Below are 17749 nucleotides of genomic sequence, written 5' to 3'. Positions count from 1 at the left end.
CGAACCGCCTTGGCCCGGGTCTGCTCGTCGTACTTACTCGGCATAGATGCCACCTTCCCAACGAAAGAGGTGCGCATCAAACCCGGGGTGGTTCAGGTGTGCGGTGGATGGCGACCGTGTGTTGGGGGTGTGCACCTGTTGCGGTGGGGGTGAACAAGGTATGACGTGTTGACATCCCCGAGGTCTTGTTGAAGCCCCCGGTGGTGGGCGTGGCTCGGCCGCCTGCGGCGGTCGCCTGAGGCCTTCGGGCGCGGCAGGGTAGATGGTTGAGGGGATGGTGCGGTCGGCGACCGAGGTGCATCCTTGCCTGTGGCTGACGGGCTGTGGCTTGGGTGCGTGATGCTTGGGGGGTCTTGCGTTATGGGTGAACTTTTCGGGTCCAGGCGACGAAAAAGTACCGAGCAACGTCATTGGGAGGTGTGGGCAAGTTGAGTGTGCAATCAGCCCACACGAATTGCCCACACATCCGTTGTAAATAAGGGGTTCTCGGCTCGAAAACTGTCCGTGGGCGTGGCTATGCTTTTGGGTATGGAGAACTTGGCGATGGCGCCGGTGTGGTCGCAGAGTGGCAGCGAACTGCTGACCGCTCTCGACAACCTGTACGCCGCCAAGTCCCTCATCGAGACCTACATCCTGCAAGCCACCGCACGACTCGACGAAATGGGCACCGCCCAAGAACTCGGCGCCCGCGACACCGTTGAGTTGGTGTCGCAGCGGTACCGGCTCGACCCCGCCGTCGTCCGTAAAGACCTGAAGTTTTCCGGTGCCCTCGGCAAGTACCCGGCCGTGACCGAAGCGCTGCCCGACCCCACCGACCCCGCACACCCCGCGGTCCTGGATCCCGCGCTGGCCAAGGTGATCGTCACCACCCTGGAGAAAGCGCCCGCGTCGGTCCCGGTCGACGTACTAGAGGTCGCCGAAGAACAAATGGTCGACGTGGCCCGGATCTCCAACCCCCGCGAACTGGCCAAGTTCGGCCAAGAGGTCCTGGCGCGGTTGGACACCGACGGTGCCGAGCCGGCTGAGGAAGAGGCGCTGGCGAAAGAAACATTCCGGTTGCGGCAGGTCGACGGCGGGGTCAGGTTCTCGGGGTTCGTGGCCGGTGCCAGCGGCGAATTGTTGCTGACCCAGATCCACACCGGAGCCAAGCCGCACAAGACGGTCGACGGTGAACGCGACCCCCGGCCGCTCGACGTCCGCCAGGTCGACTCGTTCAAAGGGGTCTTGGACGCCGCCGCGGGCAACCCTGATCATCCGGGCGTACCGCACATCACCGTCACCATCGACTTCAACGACCTCAAGTCCGACCTCGGCGTTGTCACCGAGGCCGCCGCCGCCAACACCCCCACACCCACCACCACGAACGATGGAGTGGATGCGTCGGGCTCGACCGCGACACCCGGTACGACGGCCAGGCCCAGCACGACGGGCGGAGCAGGAGCGCCGGGCGCGACAGGCACACCCCATACGGCGGGTGCGCGCAGCGCATCAGGCAGCGCGGGTGCGGCGGGACCCTCGAGTCAGCCCGACACAACGGGTGCGGCGAGCGCCACCGATACGGTCGGTGCGGCGGATGGGGGCGGGCCTGGTACGACTGCGAGACCCAATTCGACCGGTAGGCCGAGTGCAGCCCACACTGCGAGTGCGGTGGGTACCTCGGATGAGCCCGACGCAACTGGTGGGGCAGGCATGTCGACTGAAGTGGGCGCGGTCGAGATGACGGACGCGACCGGTGCACCCGGTTCACTCGTTGCTGCGGGCTCGATGGATGCGATCGGGTCGTTGGGCGCGGTGGGGGAGCTGGTGTTCGGGGGGAATCTGTCGGCTTCGGCGGTGCGGTTGCTGGCTTGTGATGCTGCGATCCTGCCGATCGTGTTGGGCGGTGATTCGCAGCCGCTGGATGTGGGGACCGAGCAACGGTTCGTGAACAAGTACATTCGCCGGGCGTTGAACCAACGCGACAAGGGTTGTGTGGTGTGCAAGGCGCCACCTTGGATGTGTCACGCCCACCACCTGATCCACTGGGCTGACGGTGGTCCGACGAGTCTGCAGAATCTGGCGTTGTTGTGTGCTGTCCATCATCGTGCGGTTCATGCGGGGCAGTGGAGAGTCTCGGTAACCGATGGGGTTGTTGAGGTGAAGCGCCCAGCCTGGGCCGATCCGCCACCGACCGATCCTGCCGACTTGGCGGCGGTCGTTGCGTGGGTGACCCCTGCCCACACTGACTGCGACACCGCGGCCAATGCTCCTACGAGCAGCGCCAGTGCGGATGCAGGTGGCGGGAGCGCCAATGGCACTGCTGGTGCGGGCACGGCGAGTGTGAGCAGCGATCCAGTGCACTGGCCGCCGAGCAGGCTTCCCGCCACCAGCACCTTGGCCAACCCGGAGAAGGAGGCGGCTCGTGAAGCCTTCCGGACTCGGCTGCGCTCGCTAGTACCGAACTATCGCGACCCCTGGGCGACCGAGGTCACCCCAGGAGCCGGGCCGTAACCACCGCACGTCCTAGCGTCTGTTGTGGAGTTCGGCGAAGCGGCCGCGCCTTCGGGAGTGCGGTCGCTGTCTCATGGTCTCGTAGTAAGGCGCGCATTTCGTCAGCCTGCGCCGGTCACCATCGAGACGTCCGTGACGGAGCCGGTGCAGGCAGCGTGCTCTACGCCCGGCCTAGGTCCTGCCTGTGACGCTGCGAATTTGGTGATGGCCGTGACTGGGCAGCATCGGCTTCGGTGGAGGCGGGCTCAGCCGTATGGCGACCTCCGCCCGAGGCGCAACCACAGCCCGGCAACCCCAAGCAACGGTAAGCCTGGTCGCGGCCTCACCATCCCCCTCAGCCACCGCATCGCTCAGCCACCCCGTCTTTAATCGGCCGCAGTGGCGATCAGCCGCAGCAAGACGTAGCCGGCCGAGTCCCGGCCCCCGAAGCCCGCGAGCCACTTTGAGCACCGGTCAACCACGCAAGGCACCCCCGCCGAAGCGGTTGAGTCGTGCTCAAGGTCAGACGGCCGGTTCACTTTGGGCACCGGTCAACCGCGTGGGGTGTGGTGAGGTGGTTGGGCCGTGCTCAAGGTCGGGTCGTCGGTTCACTTTGGGCACCGGTCGACCAGGTGGTGCGTGGTGGGGTGGTTGGGCCGTGCTCAAGGTCAGGTCGTCGGTTCGCCTTGAGCGCCGCTCAACCACGCGGGAGCCGCCGACACGGTTGGTTCGTGCTCAAGGTCAGATTGCGATCGCGCTTTGGGCGCCGGTCAATTGTGTGGGCGTGGTGAGGTGGTTGAGCCGTGCTCGAGGTCAGGTGGCTGGGTTGCTTTGGGGACCGGTCGAGTGTGGTGCGGTGTTGAGGTGGTGGGGGTGGGCTTGGTTGAGGAGCGTTGGTTCATCGGCTGGGTGGTGGGGGGACAGGTTATGAGTTGTTGATGGGCCCGATTTGCTGTTCAGGGACCCGACGGGTGGGTGGGGTTAGCCGCGGCGGGTCCAGCGTTCTAGGACTACTAGGGTTTTGGTGCTGGCTACGGCTTTGGTGGAGCGGAGGGCGCTGACTACGCGGCGGAGGTCTTCGACGCCTTCGACCTGGATGCGGACCAGGGCGTCGGGGTCGCCGGCGAGGGTGAGGACTTCCTTGACTTCGGGGATCTGGGCGACGAACTCCATGATCTGGGCGAGGTCCAGGTCGTCGGCGAAGTGGAGTTCGGTCATGGCTTCGATGCCGGTGGCGATGCGGCCGTGGTTGATCTGGACCGTGTAACGCTCGATGACGCCGAGCTTCTCGAGGCGGGCGATCCGGCGTTGGACGGGCGCGACGGTGAGGCCGACGGCGGTGGCGATGTCGCGCAGGGGGCGGCGGGCGTTCTCCTGGAGGAGATCGAGGATCGCGCGGTCGGTCTGGTCCAGTGTGGCTTGATCGGGCACGCAACAAACAGTACCTGGTACCAAGGATATGTTGCGGCTGAGCGGCACAGGGCGTCGTACCGGTTGCGGATCGTCGCCAAACTCGACGACGTCACTTGTGACCCGGCGCACCCAGACCTCAGGCTCGGGGGAACCGCCGCGGACCCCTGGAGAGCCGATGACTGCCATCGCCCCCGCCGAGATCACAGTGGAGCGGCTCGCCGCGCCGCCGTACGACCTCGACGATCGTTTCCGGCCGTCCGGTCCGCCGACGCTGCTGACCGGCGTCCAGGCGATCGCGCGGCTGCTGGTTGAGCATCGTGCGCTCGATCGGCGCCGGGGATTGCGGACCGCGTCGTTCGTCTCGGGGTACCAGGGCAGTCCGCTCGGTGGGCTCGACAAGCTGCTGGCCGATCTGCAGGACGTCATGAAGGAGAACGACGTCCGCTTCGTGCCGGGGCTCAACGAAGAGCTGGCCGCGACGTCGGTGTGGGGGAGTCAGATCGAGCTGCCGCTCGGTGCCGGCACTCACGACGGTGTCACTGGTTTCTGGTACGGCAAGGGCCCCGGCGTGGACCGCGCCACGGACGCGCTGCGGCACGCCAACATGTACGGCGTCAACCCGCGCGGTGGCGCTGTACTGCTCGTTGGTGACGACCCGGCGTCGAAGTCGTCGACCGTGCCGGCCGTGAGCGAGCGGTCCCTTGCCGCGCTGGGCATTCCGGTCCTCTTCCCGCGCAATGCGGCTGAGATCGTGACGCTCGGCCTGCACGCGATCGAGCTGTCGCGGACGACGGGTTGCGTGGTCGCGCTCAAGATCGTCGCGGATGTCGCCGACGGCGCCTGGGCGGTCGGCCCGAGCGAGGTGCTTCCCGTGGTGCCCGAGATCGAATGGAACGGGAAGCCGTACGCCTACGCGCAGCGCCCGATGGTCCTCCGCCCGGACGCGATCGTCGCCGCGGAAGCGGACATGGTCGGCCCGCGGACCGAGCTCGTTCGCCAGTACGCCGTTGCCAACCGGCTCGACGTGGTCGACGTCGACCCGGCCCACGCCACCGTCGGTTTCGTTGCCTCGGGCAGCTGTTACGACTCGATGCGCCAAGCGATGACCGACCTCGGAGTCACCGACGCGGCGCTGGCCCAGGCCGGCATCCGGGTACTGCGGCTCGGTCTGATGAGCCCAGTTGCCCACGGCACCGTTCACTCGTTCGCCGAGGGTCTCGACCGGATCGTGGTGATCGAGGACAAGACGGCGTTCGTCGAGACGCAGTTCCGCGAGATCCTCTACGGTGCGCCGAACGCCCCGCAGATCCTCGGCAAGCGCGACAACAACGGCCGGCCGCTGATCCCCGCGGACGGCGAACTCACCTCAGGCCGCCTGCTGTCCCCGCTGCGGCACGTGCTCAAAGACCTGGTCACGATCACCCCGCCCACCCCGAAGCGGACCCCGCTGCCGATGCTGTCGACCAGCCGGTCGGCGTACTTCTGCAGTGGTTGCCCGCACAACCGCTCGACGGCGCTGCCTGAGGGCTCGATGGGCGGCGGCGGCATCGGCTGCCACGCGATGGTCACCATCTCCGACCGTGACGACAGCGCCGTCACCGGCGTCACCCAGATGGGTGGCGAGGGTGCGCAGTGGATCGGCCAGGCCTGGTTCACCGATGCCGGTCACATCTTCCAGAACGTTGGCGACGGCACCTTCTTCCACTCCGGACAGCTCGCCGTACAGGCTTGTATTGCCGCCGGGGTGAACATCACCTACAAGGTGCTCTACAACGACGTCGTCGCCATGACCGGTGCACAGGACGCCGAGGGCGCGCTCACCGTGCCGCAGTTGACGCACAAGCTACGCACCGAGGGTGTGCAGAAGATCGTCGTCTGCGCCGACGAGCCGGAGCGTCACCGCCGTCGCGACCTTGCACCCGGCACCCTGCTGTGGAACCGCGACCGCCTCGACGAGGCACAGCGGATGCTGCGGGAGGTCCCGGGCGTCACGGTACTCATCTACGACCAGCACTGCGCCGCCGATGCGCGCCGCCAGCGCAAGCGCGGCACTCTGCCGAGTCGCACCCAGCGCGTCGTCATCAACGAGGCGGTCTGTGAGGGCTGCGGCGACTGTGGTGTGAAGAGCAACTGCCTGTCGGTGCAGCCGGTCGAGACCGAGTACGGCCGCAAGACGCGGATCGAGCAGACCTCCTGCAACACCGACTACAGCTGCCTCGACGGCGACTGCCCATCGTTCGTGACAGTCGAGACGGCGCCCAGCCGAAAGCGCACCGCGGCTCGCAAGACCTTCCCGAAGCCGCCGTCGGTCCCAGCCAGCAGCGCCGAGGACCGGGTGACCAGCACCCAGAACGTCTTCATGGCCGGCATCGGTGGCACCGGCATCGTCACGGTCAACCAGGTGCTCGCTACGGCAGCGCTACGGGCCGGGTACGCCGCTGAGTCGCTCGATCAGACCGGATTGAGCCAGAAGGCGGGGCCGGTCACCGGGCACCTGCGGTTCGCCGCCGGCGACCTCGAGCCGGCCAACCGGCTCACCCCTGGATCAGCGGACTGCTTCCTCGGCTTCGACCTGCTCACGCTCGCCGAGGACCGGAACCTCGCCTACGGCAGCGCCGAGAAGACCCGGATCGTCGTCTCGACCAGCCGTACCGCAACCGGCGCCATGGTCTACGACCCCGCAGTCCAGCACCCGTCGGAAGCCGGACTGCTGGAGCGAGTCCGCTCGGCCGGCGAGGAGCTGTTCGACTTCGACGCGCTCGAAGCGGCAGAGCGAATCTTCGGCAACACGATCGCCGCCAACTTCCTGCTCGTCGGCGCCGCCTACCAGACCGGCGCCCTGCGACTCCCCGCCGCGGCCATCGAGGAAGCCATCGAGATCAACGGCACGGCGGTCGCTGCCAACATCGCAGCCTTCCGCTGGGGCCGCGCAGCGGTCACCGATCCGGCCGCCTTCCGCGCTGCCGGTACGACGGCCGCCCGGGCCACCGTTCGCGACGTACCGTACTCCGTGACGGCCGCTGGCCTGCAAGGCGAGCTGCTGCGTCTCGTCAGCCAGCGCGCGACTGACCTGGTCGGCTACCAGAACGTCAAGCTGGCCAACCAGTACGTCAACCTCGTCGCTCAGGTCGCAGCTGCTGAACGTGCAGTCACCACCGAGACCCGGTTCAGCGAGGCCGTCGCCCGCAACCTGTTCAAGCTGACGGCCTACAAGGACGAGTACGAGGTAGCCCGCCTCCTCACCGACCCGGAGTTCCTCGACGCCACCGGCGAGTCCTTCCCCGGCGGCACCGTCTCCTTCAAGCTGCACCCGCCGGTACTGCGGGCAATGGGCCGCAAGAAGAAGCTGAGCTTCGGACCGAAGTCGCACGGCACACTGCGCGCCCTGGCCCGACTGAAGCCGCTCCGCGGCACGCGACTCGACCTCTTCGGCTACGCCCATCTCCGCAAGGTCGAGCGCACCTTGCGCGACCACTACCGCGCCCTCGTCACCACCCTGGCGGGCGAGCTCGACAAGGCGTCATACGACCGTGCTGTGCAGGTCGCGGAGCTGCCTGACCTCGTCCGCGGCTATGAGTCGATCAAGCTGCGCAACGTCGACCGGTACGTCGAGGCTCTCGCCCAACTGGGTGTCGAAGGCCCCCGGCTCTAGCGGCGTACAGGCCCGGTGCTGTCGCGGATCACGAGCGAGGTGCGCAGCAGCTGAGCCGAGTTGACCGGGGGCGCACCTTCGGTGATGGCCCGCAGCAGGAGAGAGGTCGCCTGCTGGGCCATCTGCCGGGCGGGGATCGCGATCGCGGTCAACGCTGGGTGGGTGAGGGCAACGGGAGCGGTGTCGTCGAAGCCGATCACCGAGACGTCACCGGGGACCGAGCGACCGGACTCCTTCACCGCCTCGAGTACGCCCAGCGCCAGGAGGTCATGCGAAGCGAAGATGGCCGTCAGTGACGGATCTGCGGCCAGCGCCGCCTGGGCCGCGGCGAACCCTCCGGCCGGTGTGGCCTCGGTGGGCGCGAACACCCTGTCATCGCCGATCCGGAGCCGGTGTCGAGCGAACGCGGACCGCAGACCGTCCAGCCGCCGCTGGTGCGTCGGCAGCTCGACCACTGCGGAGACTCGCCGGTGGCCCAGGCTGCGCAGGTGCTTGCCGGCCAGGAAACCTGCGTGCTCGTAGTCGATGGTGACGACCGGCAGCGAGTCGGGGATCTCGGTCTCCCAAGCACACAAGGCGATCGGGAACCGCGGATCCGGAAGCAGCGCGAGCGGATCGGTCAGATCCCGGTCGCCCGCGATCAGCAGGGCGTCGATCAGCCGGCTCGACAGCCCGGCCAGTTGCCGCTTGGCCCGGTCGCCGTCGGCTCGCGTGGTCGCCAGCACGAGGTGGTAGCCGTGCTGTTCCAGGACGTTCTCGACCTCTTCGACGATCTCGGAGTAGAACGGGCTGGCCACGGTCGGCACGATCAGTCCGACCGTCATCGTCGTACCGGTCGCCAACGAGCGTGCGACCAGGTTCGGTTTGTAGCCCAGATCAGCGATCGCGGCCCGGACCCGGGCGGCCGTGTCGGGGCGGACCGCGGCGCGGCCGGTCACCACGTTCGAGACCGTCTGCTTGGTGACGCCCGCGCGCTCGGCCACGTCCTGCATCGTCACCACAGGCGTACCTCATCCTTTGGACCGGTCAACTGAATCTCCGAGTATCGGCCGCCCTCACGCCAACGTCAATGGCGACAAAGTCTTGTTTACCGGTCAAATGGACTCTACTGTTCCGGCAACCCCCGATGTGAGGAGTTCCGATGTCACGTTCTCGTCAGCCGGCCGTCGTCGCGTTGCTGGCCCTCGGGCTCGCTGCCGGTGCTCTGGCCCCTGCTGCCTCGGCCGCGCCGCCGGACGCGTCGTACACGATCACGGTCGGGGCGAAGGGCACGTGGTCGACGCCGACCGACACCCCGGCCGCGCCGTACATCGACAAGGACGGGACGTTCTACTTCCAGCAGTCCGCCGCTCTGTACGGCGCCTCGGACCCGCGGAAGTGGGATTTCTACACCGGCACGAACTTCGACACCGCGACCAAGTCGTCAGCCATCAGCAACGCGGTGAACCCGGCCAACGCGAACGACAAGAACAACGACACCACGTGGCGCTGCAACAACAGCCCCACCGGGCTGGAGTCGACGTTCGCCCCGAGCGGCTCGGGGTATGCGCAGAAGAACTACTGCGATCTGGCCGGCGTGTGGGTCGACCCGGACACGGGCGACTGGTACGGCCTGGTGCACAACGAGTTCACACCGCAGCCCTTCGGCGACGGTCTGCACTACGACGCCATCGACTACGCCGTCTCCACGAACCAGGGCAAGACGTGGACCATCAAGAGCCACGTCATCACCTCGCCGTACAGCACGAAGCGCAACGACAGCACGGCGTTCCCGAACCAGACCTATTCGTACGGCGACGGTGACCAGCGGCTGTTCGTCGACACCGCGTCAGGCTATTTCTACGTGTACTACGGCTCGCGAATCGTCGACAAGGCGGGCGGCTGGAAGAACTTCCGGGAGCATGTCGCCCGGGCCAAGATGTCCTCGAAGATGGCTCCGTCCTCCTGGCAGAAGTGGTACGACGGCGCCTGGTCGGAACCGGGTGTCGGCGGCCGCGAGAGCAACCTCGTACCGGTGGACGCCGCCAACCCGAACGGGTACACGCCGCTGGCGAAGGACTACAAGCCCACGAACACCGGTACCGCCGACCAACAGGTTGCCGCAGGCACCTTGTCGCCGACCTCGCCGCTGTTCGTGATGGACATCGCCTACAACGCCTACCTCGGCCTGTACATCGGCGAGCCGCAGGTCGTGGACCAGAGCGGCAACGCGTCGCAGCAGTTCTACGCCACCGAAGATCTGACCAGCCAGAAGTGGTACCCGATCGGCAACACCGGCAGCTACGGCACGGCCTCCTGGTACCGCTGGTTCGTCGACTCCGCGAACAAGACCAACTCCACCATCATCGGCAAGAACTTCCGCTCATACTGCTCCTTCGGCTGTTCCGGTGGTGCGTCCGGCGAGTACGTCAATCTGTCGATCACCTCGACAGCCCCCGCCGCCGTACCGGTCGACCTGACCAAGACCTACCGCATCGCCAACGGTGACGGCCGCGTCCTCCCGGCCGCCAGCGGCTGGTACTTCGTTGCCTCCGGCGACGGTTCGTACCAGATCCGCGACGCGTCGACAGGCAACGCCCTGGGCGTCGACGCCGGTACGACGGCCGGCCGTGCCTGGGGTACCAAGCCGACGGCCACGGCGTCCGGTGCGAGCGTGGGTCAGCAGTGGTGGCTGATCAAGAACACCGGCGGTACCTTCCGCTTCGTCAACCGGTACAGCGGTCTCGCCCTCGGTCTAACAGCGAGCTCCGGAGCCGAGACCACGCCGACCCGCGACTGGACCAACACAACCGGCAACGCTGTCGGCGGCACTCGCACCGGAGCGGAGCAGACCCTCACGCTCACCGCGGTCGGAACCGCACCGCAGAATCTCAACGGCGTGCACACCGTCGCGACCGGCGGGAAGGCCCTCGACGATCCCGATCGCAGCACGGCGAACGGAACCCAGCTGATCACCTGGACGACCAACGGCTACACCAACCAGCAATGGACCTTCGCTCAGCAGGCCGACGGTTCCTACACCCTGAAGAACGTCTCCTCCGGTCTGTGCGCCGATGTCAACGGAGGTGCGACCAGCGCCGGCACGGCCATCATCCAATGGACCTGTACCAACGGCGCCAACCAGCGCTGGAACGCGACCAAACTTGCCAATGGCAACTACACCTTGACCTCCGTCGGCAGCGGTCTGCTGCTCACCACCGCATCCGGTACCGACGGCGCCAAGGTCACTCAGCAACCCAACACGAACTCCGCTCTGCAGCAGTGGACCATCAGCTAGGTCTTGATGACGCCTTGGGTGCTGGTGCGGTTACCGTCCCAGTCGCCGACCAGAGGGCGGTCGCCGGGGTCGCCGTACCGGATCTTCTCGGTGGTCTCGGTCGGGTCGATGCCGCTCACGCGGAAGTAGAAGTAGGTGTCGGCGGGGTTGTAGAGACCTGGCTCGTCGCGGCCGTCACCATTCCAGTCGCCGATCAGCGGCTTCCAGTAGGGGTCGCCGTAGACGAAGGAGCGGGTGGTGCCGTCGGCGAAACGGAGGTCGAAGGCGGCGTCGGCGGCTCGGTAGACGCCGACGTCGTCGATCCCGTCGCCGTTCCAGTCGCCGACCACGGGCGTCCGGTACGGACCGCCGAAGGCGAGGGCGGTCGTCGTACCGTCGGCCGCGCGTTTGGTGAAGGTACCGGTGGACGGGGTGTAGGTGCCGACCTCGTCGGTGCCGTCGCCGTTCCAGTCGCCGACGATCGGGCGGTCGCCGGTGGTTCCGAGGGTGATGGTGATCTGGCCGACGCCGCCGTTGAAGTTGTTGCTGAGGAAGAACTTGTGGTCGTCCGGGCTGTAGGCGCCTGGCGTGTCGCCGCCGGCACCGTCCCAGTTGCCGGCCAGGGGCGTCATCGGAGTGTTGCCGTAGGCAAACGCCGGGATGGTTGCCGTGCCCGACGTTCTGCTGTTCGACAGGTACCAGTTGTAGGTGCAGATGGCGGCGGGCGCCGCGGTCTGAGCGGCTTCTGCGGAGAAGATCCGCGGAACCGCGATGACAGTCGCTGCGACGGCGGCCGCGACGCCACCGGTGATCAGTTGGCTGAGGAGCTGGGTGCGCATCTCGTCCCCCTTACGCGTCGAGCCGGTACAGGGCCGCGGCCCCGGGTGCCAGGGTGGCGACGATCTTGGTCTTGTCGGCCTGGGCCGTGTAGGTGCGGGTCGCCGGGTCGAAGACCGAGACCTTCGTGACCGTTGCCTGGTTCATCGACACCGTCGTGGTCGCGCTTGCACCAGCCTGCCGGTTGACGACCAGCAGCCAGCGGGTCTTGGCCGCATCCGTTGGCCGGAACCGCCCTAGCACCGCGGGACTGCCCGCCGTACTGCTGAGGTAGCTGTCCGGGGTGAAGCCGACCGTGCCGGATGGTGGGGTTTCGTTGGCATGGACGGCGATCTCGGAGATCAGTGGTTTGAGCTCGGCACCGACCGGGCGGAGCCAACCCGTGTTGATGGACTTGGCGGCGTCGTACAGGGGAGTGTGCGTGCCGTCGAGAGTGGTGATCGCCCGGCCGAAGCCCTCGCCACGGGCTATGTCGGGCTGCCAGTAAGTGAAGTACTGGATGCCCTTGCAGCCGTAGGCGAGGCTGGTGTTGATGTTCCACAGCAGGTCGGCCTGCGTCGGGAACCGGTGACCGTTGTACTCGACGCTCTGCACGAACACCCAGGACGGGATGTTCGCGCGCAGCGCCTCGGAGCGGATGATGGCCCAGTTCTCGAAGTACTGCAGGTCCTGGCCGGAGCTGAGGATCGGGTACCGGTCGAACGACAGCATCGGCGGGTGACAGGTGTCGACGTACTTGCGGACCGCCGCCTGGTAGCCGCTGCCGCTGCCCGGGACGAGATTCGAGTACGGCGTATAGGTGGGCCCCTTCTCGCGGGCGATCGCGAACGCCTTGCCCAGCGAGGGAATCTGATCGTCCCGCGGTTCGTCGCCGAGGCTGAATCCGGCGAACGAATCGAAGCCCCGGTAGCTGTTCATCGCGTTGATGAACAGAGTTCGGGCGTCCGCGGTGGTGATCGACATCGGGACCGACCGGTCGTCGCTGATCGTGAACCGGCGGGCCAGGTTCTGCACGTCGGGATCGCTGGAGACCAGCACCTTCAGACCGACCTGCTCGGCGATCGCCAGCGTGTGCTTGATGATCGCCTGGTCGTCCAGGTAGTTGCCGGTGATCAGGAAGGTGAAGCCCGCCTCGCGGATCTCGCCGTACCGCTCGACCGTCGTCTGGTACGGCGGCGGTGGCCAGAACACGCCGATCGGGAACTCGGTCCCGCCGACCAGCGGCAGGTCCACACACGCGGCCGCCGGCGCCATCGCCTGGGCCGGGACGGCGGCGGAGCCGGTCAGCCGCTGTGCGAACGGTACGACGGGTGCGGCGGCCAGCGCCCCGAGAACGGCGCCACGAAGTACCGCCCGCCGGCCGACCCCAGTGGCCACCTTGTGTTCAGGAATCATCATGCTCCTTCTCTCTGGTCGCGACGCAGACCAGAACAGCCGAAGCAGTGGCGCAGTGCAATCCTTTCAGCGCAGAACGTAGTGAGTCGGCCGTCCAATACCGGACAGCCAATGCACATCAGGGCTTGAGGACGATCCGTCCGAAGACCTGACCGGCGTCCATCTGTTCGTGTGCCTTGGCGGCGTGATCCAGGGTGAGGACGTCATGGACGACGGCGTTCAGCTCGCCACGGGCGGCCGCCGCGAACTGCTCACGCCGTACCGGCTGGATGGCCGCCTGCGGAACGGTGTCCAGGCTGAAGGTTGCCAGGGTCAACGACTTCCGGAAGTCCTGCATGAGCCGGCTGGTCAGATCGGCGGGCGGCATCCCGGCGACCACGCCCAGCAGGACCAGCCGGCCGTTGGGGGAGAGCCTCGGGATGAACGCGGGGAGCTCGGGTCCGGCGATCACGTCGAAGATGACGTCGTACGTCGATGGTCCGTCGCCGGCACCGGATCGATCGAGGATGTGGGTCGCGCCCAGCTCCTGGAGCCGGCGGCCGCGCTCGGGGGACGAGGTGGTCACGGCGATCGCCGAGGCGTCTGTCGCGAGCTGCACGGCGAGTAGGCCGATGCTGCCAGCAGCTCCGCGGATCAGGACTGACTCACCGGGGGAGAAGTGCACATGCTGCAAGGCGAAATGAGCGACTGGTCCGGAGTTGCCTAGGGCGACTGCAGTCTCCAGGGCGAGGCCGGACGGGATTCGTTCGAGGTGTTCGACCGCGGCCACGGCCTGTTCGGCGTACCCGCCGCCTTGGCCGGTGAAGGCCCAGACCCGCTCCCCGATCCAGGACGCGTCGACCTCGGGACCGACGGCGGTCACGGTGCCGGCGACCTCCGAGCCGAGGATGTGGCCGGTGGTGAAGCCGTAGCCACCGATCGTCCCGCGGCGGATCACGGCGTCGACGCCGCCGACCCCGATCGCCTCGATCGCGATGGCCACCTGTCCCGGGCCGGGGGTGGGCTCCGGGATGTCGATGACCGCCATGCCCTCCGGGGCTCCGAATGTCTGTACCGCTACTGCCTTCACCGCTGCTCTCCTTCATGTCTGGACCGGTACTTCGGACGTTAACGGACGCCCGCGTCCGGTTAGGTAGAGTGAGAGATATGAGCGTCGAAGTCTCCCAGTCCCGAGCTACTCAGCCTTTGCGTGCGGATGCCGCTGACAACCGCGAGCGGATCGTCGAGGCGGCGTACCGGCTGTTCGCGGCCGAGGGGATGACAGTGACGATGCGGGAGATCGCCCGGCACGCCGGTGTCGGTCCGGCCACGCTCTACCGGCACTTCCCGACCAAGCAGGATCTCGCCGTCGAGGCCTTCGCCGAGCAGGTGCGGCTCTGTCATACGGTCGTCGAGGAGGGACAGGCCGAGTCCGATCCGTGGCTCGGGTTCTGTCAGGTGATCGAGCGGATCTGCGAGCTGAACGCGCAAAGCCGCGGCTTCACCGAGGCGTTCCTGGCGACCTATCCGGAGCTGGCCGACCTGCGGACACACCGCGAATACACGCTCGGCGTCGTCGCCAAACTTGCGCAGCGGGCGAAGCAGAGCGGTCGGCTGCGCGCGGACTTCGCGGTCGACGACCTGCTGCTCATGCTCTCGGCGCACCGCGGCGTCCCCGGCCGGTCACCACAAGTTCGCCGTACGGCGTCCCGTCGGTTCGCGGAGCTGGTCATCGACGCGTTCCGCGCTTGATTCGCCGTGCGTTGATCGCTCCGAGTAACCTCGAGGTTTGGTGCCCGGACGAGCGGGTTGCCGTGTCGACGGGGTGGGTACGAGGAACGGATGCTGATCGCAGGGCGGTACCGGCTGGGCGCGTCACTGGGGCGTGGCGGGATGGGAGAGGTGCACAGCGCCACCGACGAGGCCTTGGGCCGGGTGGTGGCGGTGAAGACGATGCTGCGCTCCCGGACCGACGCGGCCGACACCGAGCGCTTCCGCCGCGAGGCGATGGCGGCGGCGCGGCTGAGCGATCCGCACATCGTGGCGGTCTACGACTTCGGTCAGTACGAGGACTCGTTCTACCTGGTGATGGAGCTGGTCGAGGGTCGATCGGTCGCCGGTGAGCTGGCCGCCGAAGGCCCACTGCCGTGGGAGCGGGCGATCGACATCATCAAGCAGGCCGCGACCGGTCTGATGGCGGCACACGCCGTGGACGTCGTCCATCGCGACATCAAGCCCAGCAACCTGCTGGTCACAGCGGGTGGCACCGTCAAGGTCGCCGACTTCGGTATCGCGCAGTTACCTGGAGCAGAGGCCAGCGAACTCACGGTTACCGGTCAGATCCTGGGAAGCCCTTACTACCTGTCGCCGGAGCGCGCGCAGGGTCTGCCGGCCGGTCCCGAGGCTGACATCTACGCGCTGGGCTGCGTCCTCTACGAGCTGGTCAGTGGACGGCCACCGTTCACGGGCGACCACCCGACGGCAGTGCTCTACCAGCACGTGGACGCCGAGCCGGTCCCGCCGAGCGAGGCGCGGCCGGAGCTGGCCGGCCCGTCCGAGGCCCTGCTGCTCCAGATGCTCGCCAAGGACCCGGCGCAGCGACCGACCGCCGCCGAGCTCGTCTCCGGTAACTGGGCGCCGCCCACGCCGCTGATCATCGAACGTCCGACCGAGCCGCTCGTGCCCGCTGCGGTGGTCGCTGCCAGCAAGCCGGCGCCGCGCCCGATGACGACCTGGCTGATCGCCGCTGGCAGCGCCCTCGTCATCGCCGGCGCCATCACCGCAGCCATCCTGCTGCAGAACCGCGGGACCGACCAGCCGCCGACGACCGACGTGGGCCCCCAGCCGTCGTCGAGCATCAGTACGTCGAACACTCCCAGCAACACCGCGCCTACTCAACCCACCACGGCTCCCACCACCAAGCCGTCGTCGACGCCGACTCCGACGCCGACCCCCACGCCGACGCCGACACCCACCCCCACCCCAACGCCGACGCCGTCTCGCACCCCGACGCCGACTCCCACGCCGACGCCGACCCCCACGCCGACTCCCACCCCGACCCCGACGCCGTCGGACACGCCTACGCCCTCGGACACCCCGACGCCGTAGAACGTCGTACCGAAGGCATCCGCTCTGTCTGACAGGTCACATCCGGCCTGTGAACTGTCACGAAACGGCGTGCTGCGTTGTCTTGAGGGTGTCCGCATTCTGCGGGGCCCGAGAGGAGCGAGTCGATGCAGCGCTCGTGGAAAGACCTGCGGGGGAGGGCGTTCCCCGACCAGTGGTCGCTCATGTTCGGCCAGATCGCCTTCTACAGCTTCGTCGTGGTGCTGGTCACCGGCCTGATCCTGATGGTCCCGTACGACGCGTCGCTGGATCCGGTCGTGTACGACGGACCGTATACGCCGCTGCATGGCGTGACGATGTCCAAGGCGCTGGACTCGACGTTGGCGATCAGCTTCGAGATGCGGGCCGGCCTCCTGGTGCGCCAGATCCATCACTGGGCCTCATTGTTGATGGTGGCAATGATCATGCTGCATCTGCTGCGGCTGTTCTTCACCGGCGGATTCCGTCGGCCCCGGCGGCTCAGCTGGCTGGTCGGGTTCGGATTGTTCCTTGCCACGCTGGGCGCAGCCCAGACCGGTACGTCGCTCCCGGACGACATGCTGTCGGGATCCAGCCTGGCGGTCATCGACGGCGTACTGAAGTCGATCCCGTTCGTCGGGACCTACCTCTCGATGTTCGCGTTCGGTGGGGACTTCCCGGGTGACGTGATCAAGCTGTTCTATCCGTTGCACGTCTACGTTCTGCCTGCGGTGATCATCGGGCTCTTCGTCGTTGCCGGCGTACTGGCCGTCAAGCGCGGACCCGCGCAGTACCCGGGACCCGGTCGGACGAACGGCAACATCGTGGGCCAGCCTGCGGCCGTTGCCGTTGTGAAGGGTGCAGGCCTGTTCTGCTTCGTGATCGGCGTCTCTTTGTTGCTCGGCGCAACGGCCACCATCAACCCGATCTGGCTGTACGGCCCGGCCGACCCCGCAGACGCCTCGGCCGGCATCGGCCCGGCGTGGTACCTGGCGTTCCTGGACGGCGGTCTCCGCCTGACACCCGGTTGGGAGGTCGACGTGTGGGGGAGGACCCTCACACTCGCCGTCCTGCTGCCGGTCACGCTGTGCACGCTGTTCCTGGTCCTGTTCGCGCTCTACCCCTTCATCGAGGACTGGGTGCTGGGCGACCGGAGCGACCAGAACCTCCTCGAACACCCGCGCAACAATCCGACCCGAACCGGTCTCGGCGTCGCCGGCATCACCTTCTACGGCGTCCTGTGGGCCGCGGCCGGCGCCGACACCATCGCCCTCAAGTTCAACCTGTCCTTCAACGCGCTGATCCACGCCTTCCAGCTCCTCCTGATCGCCGGCCCGCCGGCCGCACTGCTGCTGACCCGCCGCATCTGCATCAGCCTGCAGACCCGCGCCCTGGACGAGGCAGTCCACGGCGTCGAAACCGGCCGGATCGTCCGCCTCCCCGACGGCGGCTACCTCGAGGATCACCGTTCACTAGACCCCTACAAACGCTGGAATCTCGCCGGCTACACCCAAGCCCCCGCTACTTCTCATGCGCACCGCCTACAAACCCGACTCGCCAACCTCCTGAACCAGGACCACCTCACCCCGCCCGCCACGGACCCCAAACACCGGGAGATCAGCTGAAGGATCAGATCTATTCCCAAAGCTGAGTAGAGATGGCAC

At 67.4% G+C, this 17749-nt stretch carries 11 protein-coding genes; 6 read left to right on the top strand and 5 right to left on the bottom strand.

Going from position 1 to position 17749, the window contains the following annotated elements; translation table 11 throughout:
- Nucleotides 1–528: 528 nt before the first annotated feature.
- Nucleotides 529–2490: a DUF222 domain-containing protein gene (locus tag ACIA49_RS35790; protein WP_396382655.1), complete on the top strand. Its 1962-nt coding sequence runs from the start codon at nucleotides 529–531 to the stop codon at nucleotides 2488–2490.
- A gap of 960 nt (nucleotides 2491–3450) precedes the next feature.
- Here the strand turns inward: ACIA49_RS35790 and ACIA49_RS35785 are convergent.
- Nucleotides 3451–3900, bottom strand: a complete 450-nt coding sequence (locus tag ACIA49_RS35785; protein WP_391544794.1) for an Lrp/AsnC family transcriptional regulator — start codon at nucleotides 3898–3900, stop codon at nucleotides 3451–3453.
- A 157-nt stretch (nucleotides 3901–4057) separates the two neighbouring features.
- Here ACIA49_RS35785 and ACIA49_RS35780 point away from each other — a divergent pair, with 157 nt between their 5' ends.
- Nucleotides 4058–7534: an indolepyruvate ferredoxin oxidoreductase family protein gene (locus tag ACIA49_RS35780; RefSeq protein ID WP_396382653.1), complete on the top strand. Its 3477-nt coding sequence runs from the start codon at nucleotides 4058–4060 to the stop codon at nucleotides 7532–7534.
- Here ACIA49_RS35780 and ACIA49_RS35775 read toward each other — a convergent pair.
- Nucleotides 7531–8526, bottom strand: coding sequence for a LacI family DNA-binding transcriptional regulator (locus ACIA49_RS35775; RefSeq protein WP_396382665.1), 996 nt, complete (start codon nucleotides 8524–8526; stop codon nucleotides 7531–7533). The two genes, ACIA49_RS35780 and ACIA49_RS35775, sit on opposite strands and share 4 nt — an antisense overlap.
- Nucleotides 8527–8675: 149 nt before the next feature.
- On the opposite strand from ACIA49_RS35775, the gene ACIA49_RS35770 reads away from it, so the two are divergent.
- The gene (locus ACIA49_RS35770) at nucleotides 8676–10811 is read left to right on the top strand and encodes an RICIN domain-containing protein (protein WP_396382651.1); all 2136 of its coding nucleotides are present in this window, start codon (nucleotides 8676–8678) and stop codon (nucleotides 10809–10811) included.
- Here the strand turns inward: ACIA49_RS35770 and ACIA49_RS35765 are convergent.
- The 3 genes from ACIA49_RS35765 to ACIA49_RS35755 all read right to left on the bottom strand — a co-directional run bounded on the left by ACIA49_RS35765 (nucleotide 10808) and on the right by ACIA49_RS35755 (nucleotide 14091).
- Nucleotides 10808–11629, bottom strand: coding sequence for a hypothetical protein (locus ACIA49_RS35765; protein ID WP_396382650.1), 822 nt, complete (start codon nucleotides 11627–11629; stop codon nucleotides 10808–10810). The genes ACIA49_RS35770 and ACIA49_RS35765 overlap by 4 nt on opposite strands.
- A gap of 10 nt (nucleotides 11630–11639) precedes the next feature.
- A complete protein-coding gene (locus ACIA49_RS35760) occupies nucleotides 11640–13025 on the bottom strand; it encodes a hypothetical protein (protein WP_396382649.1) in 1386 nt (461 codons plus the stop codon).
- 115 nt (nucleotides 13026–13140) lie between these two features.
- Nucleotides 13141–14091, bottom strand: coding sequence for a zinc-binding dehydrogenase (locus tag ACIA49_RS35755; RefSeq protein WP_396382647.1), 951 nt, complete (start codon nucleotides 14089–14091; stop codon nucleotides 13141–13143).
- Nucleotides 14092–14168: 77 nt separating this feature from the next.
- Here ACIA49_RS35755 and ACIA49_RS35750 point away from each other — a divergent pair, with 77 nt between their 5' ends.
- The 3 genes from ACIA49_RS35750 (at nucleotide 14169) to ACIA49_RS35740 (ending at nucleotide 17710) form a co-directional block, all read left to right on the top strand.
- Nucleotides 14169–14753: a TetR/AcrR family transcriptional regulator gene (locus tag ACIA49_RS35750; protein ID WP_396382645.1), complete on the top strand. Its 585-nt coding sequence runs from the start codon at nucleotides 14169–14171 to the stop codon at nucleotides 14751–14753.
- 90 nt (nucleotides 14754–14843) lie between these two features.
- Nucleotides 14844–16109, top strand: a complete 1266-nt coding sequence (locus ACIA49_RS35745; RefSeq protein WP_396382643.1) for a serine/threonine-protein kinase — start codon at nucleotides 14844–14846, stop codon at nucleotides 16107–16109.
- Nucleotides 16110–16234: 125 nt separating this feature from the next.
- On the top strand, nucleotides 16235–17710 hold the full coding sequence (locus tag ACIA49_RS35740) for a cytochrome bc complex cytochrome b subunit (RefSeq protein WP_396382642.1): 1476 nt from the start codon (nucleotides 16235–16237) through the stop codon (nucleotides 17708–17710).
- The last annotated feature ends 39 nt before the right edge of the window (nucleotides 17711–17749 follow it).

It is taken from the genome of Kribbella sp. NPDC051587, assembly GCF_044453945.1.
Classification (GTDB): Bacteria; Actinomycetota; Actinomycetes; order Propionibacteriales; family Kribbellaceae; genus Kribbella.
This window is presented reverse-complemented; position numbering and strand designations above follow the sequence as displayed.

What these genes read in the sequence shown, in the direction of transcription:
- ACIA49_RS35790 (WP_396382655.1), top strand. Translation starts at nt 529, where the DNA reads ATGGAGAACTTGGCGATGGCGCCGGTGTGGTCGCAGAGTGGCAGCGAA.
- ACIA49_RS35780 (WP_396382653.1), top strand. Translation starts at nt 4,058, where the DNA reads ATGACTGCCATCGCCCCCGCCGAGATCACAGTGGAGCGGCTCGCCGCG.
- ACIA49_RS35775 (WP_396382665.1), bottom strand. Translation starts at nt 8,526, where the DNA reads ATGCAGGACGTGGCCGAGCGCGCGGGCGTCACCAAGCAGACGGTCTCG.
- ACIA49_RS35770 (WP_396382651.1), top strand. Translation starts at nt 8,676, where the DNA reads ATGTCACGTTCTCGTCAGCCGGCCGTCGTCGCGTTGCTGGCCCTCGGG.
- ACIA49_RS35765 (WP_396382650.1), bottom strand. Translation starts at nt 11,629, where the DNA reads ATGCGCACCCAGCTCCTCAGCCAACTGATCACCGGTGGCGTCGCGGCC.
- ACIA49_RS35760 (WP_396382649.1), bottom strand. Translation starts at nt 13,025, where the DNA reads ATGATGATTCCTGAACACAAGGTGGCCACTGGGGTCGGCCGGCGGGCG.
- ACIA49_RS35750 (WP_396382645.1), top strand. Translation starts at nt 14,169, where the DNA reads ATGAGCGTCGAAGTCTCCCAGTCCCGAGCTACTCAGCCTTTGCGTGCG.
- ACIA49_RS35745 (WP_396382643.1), top strand. Translation starts at nt 14,844, where the DNA reads ATGCTGATCGCAGGGCGGTACCGGCTGGGCGCGTCACTGGGGCGTGGC.
- ACIA49_RS35740 (WP_396382642.1), top strand. Translation starts at nt 16,235, where the DNA reads ATGCAGCGCTCGTGGAAAGACCTGCGGGGGAGGGCGTTCCCCGACCAG.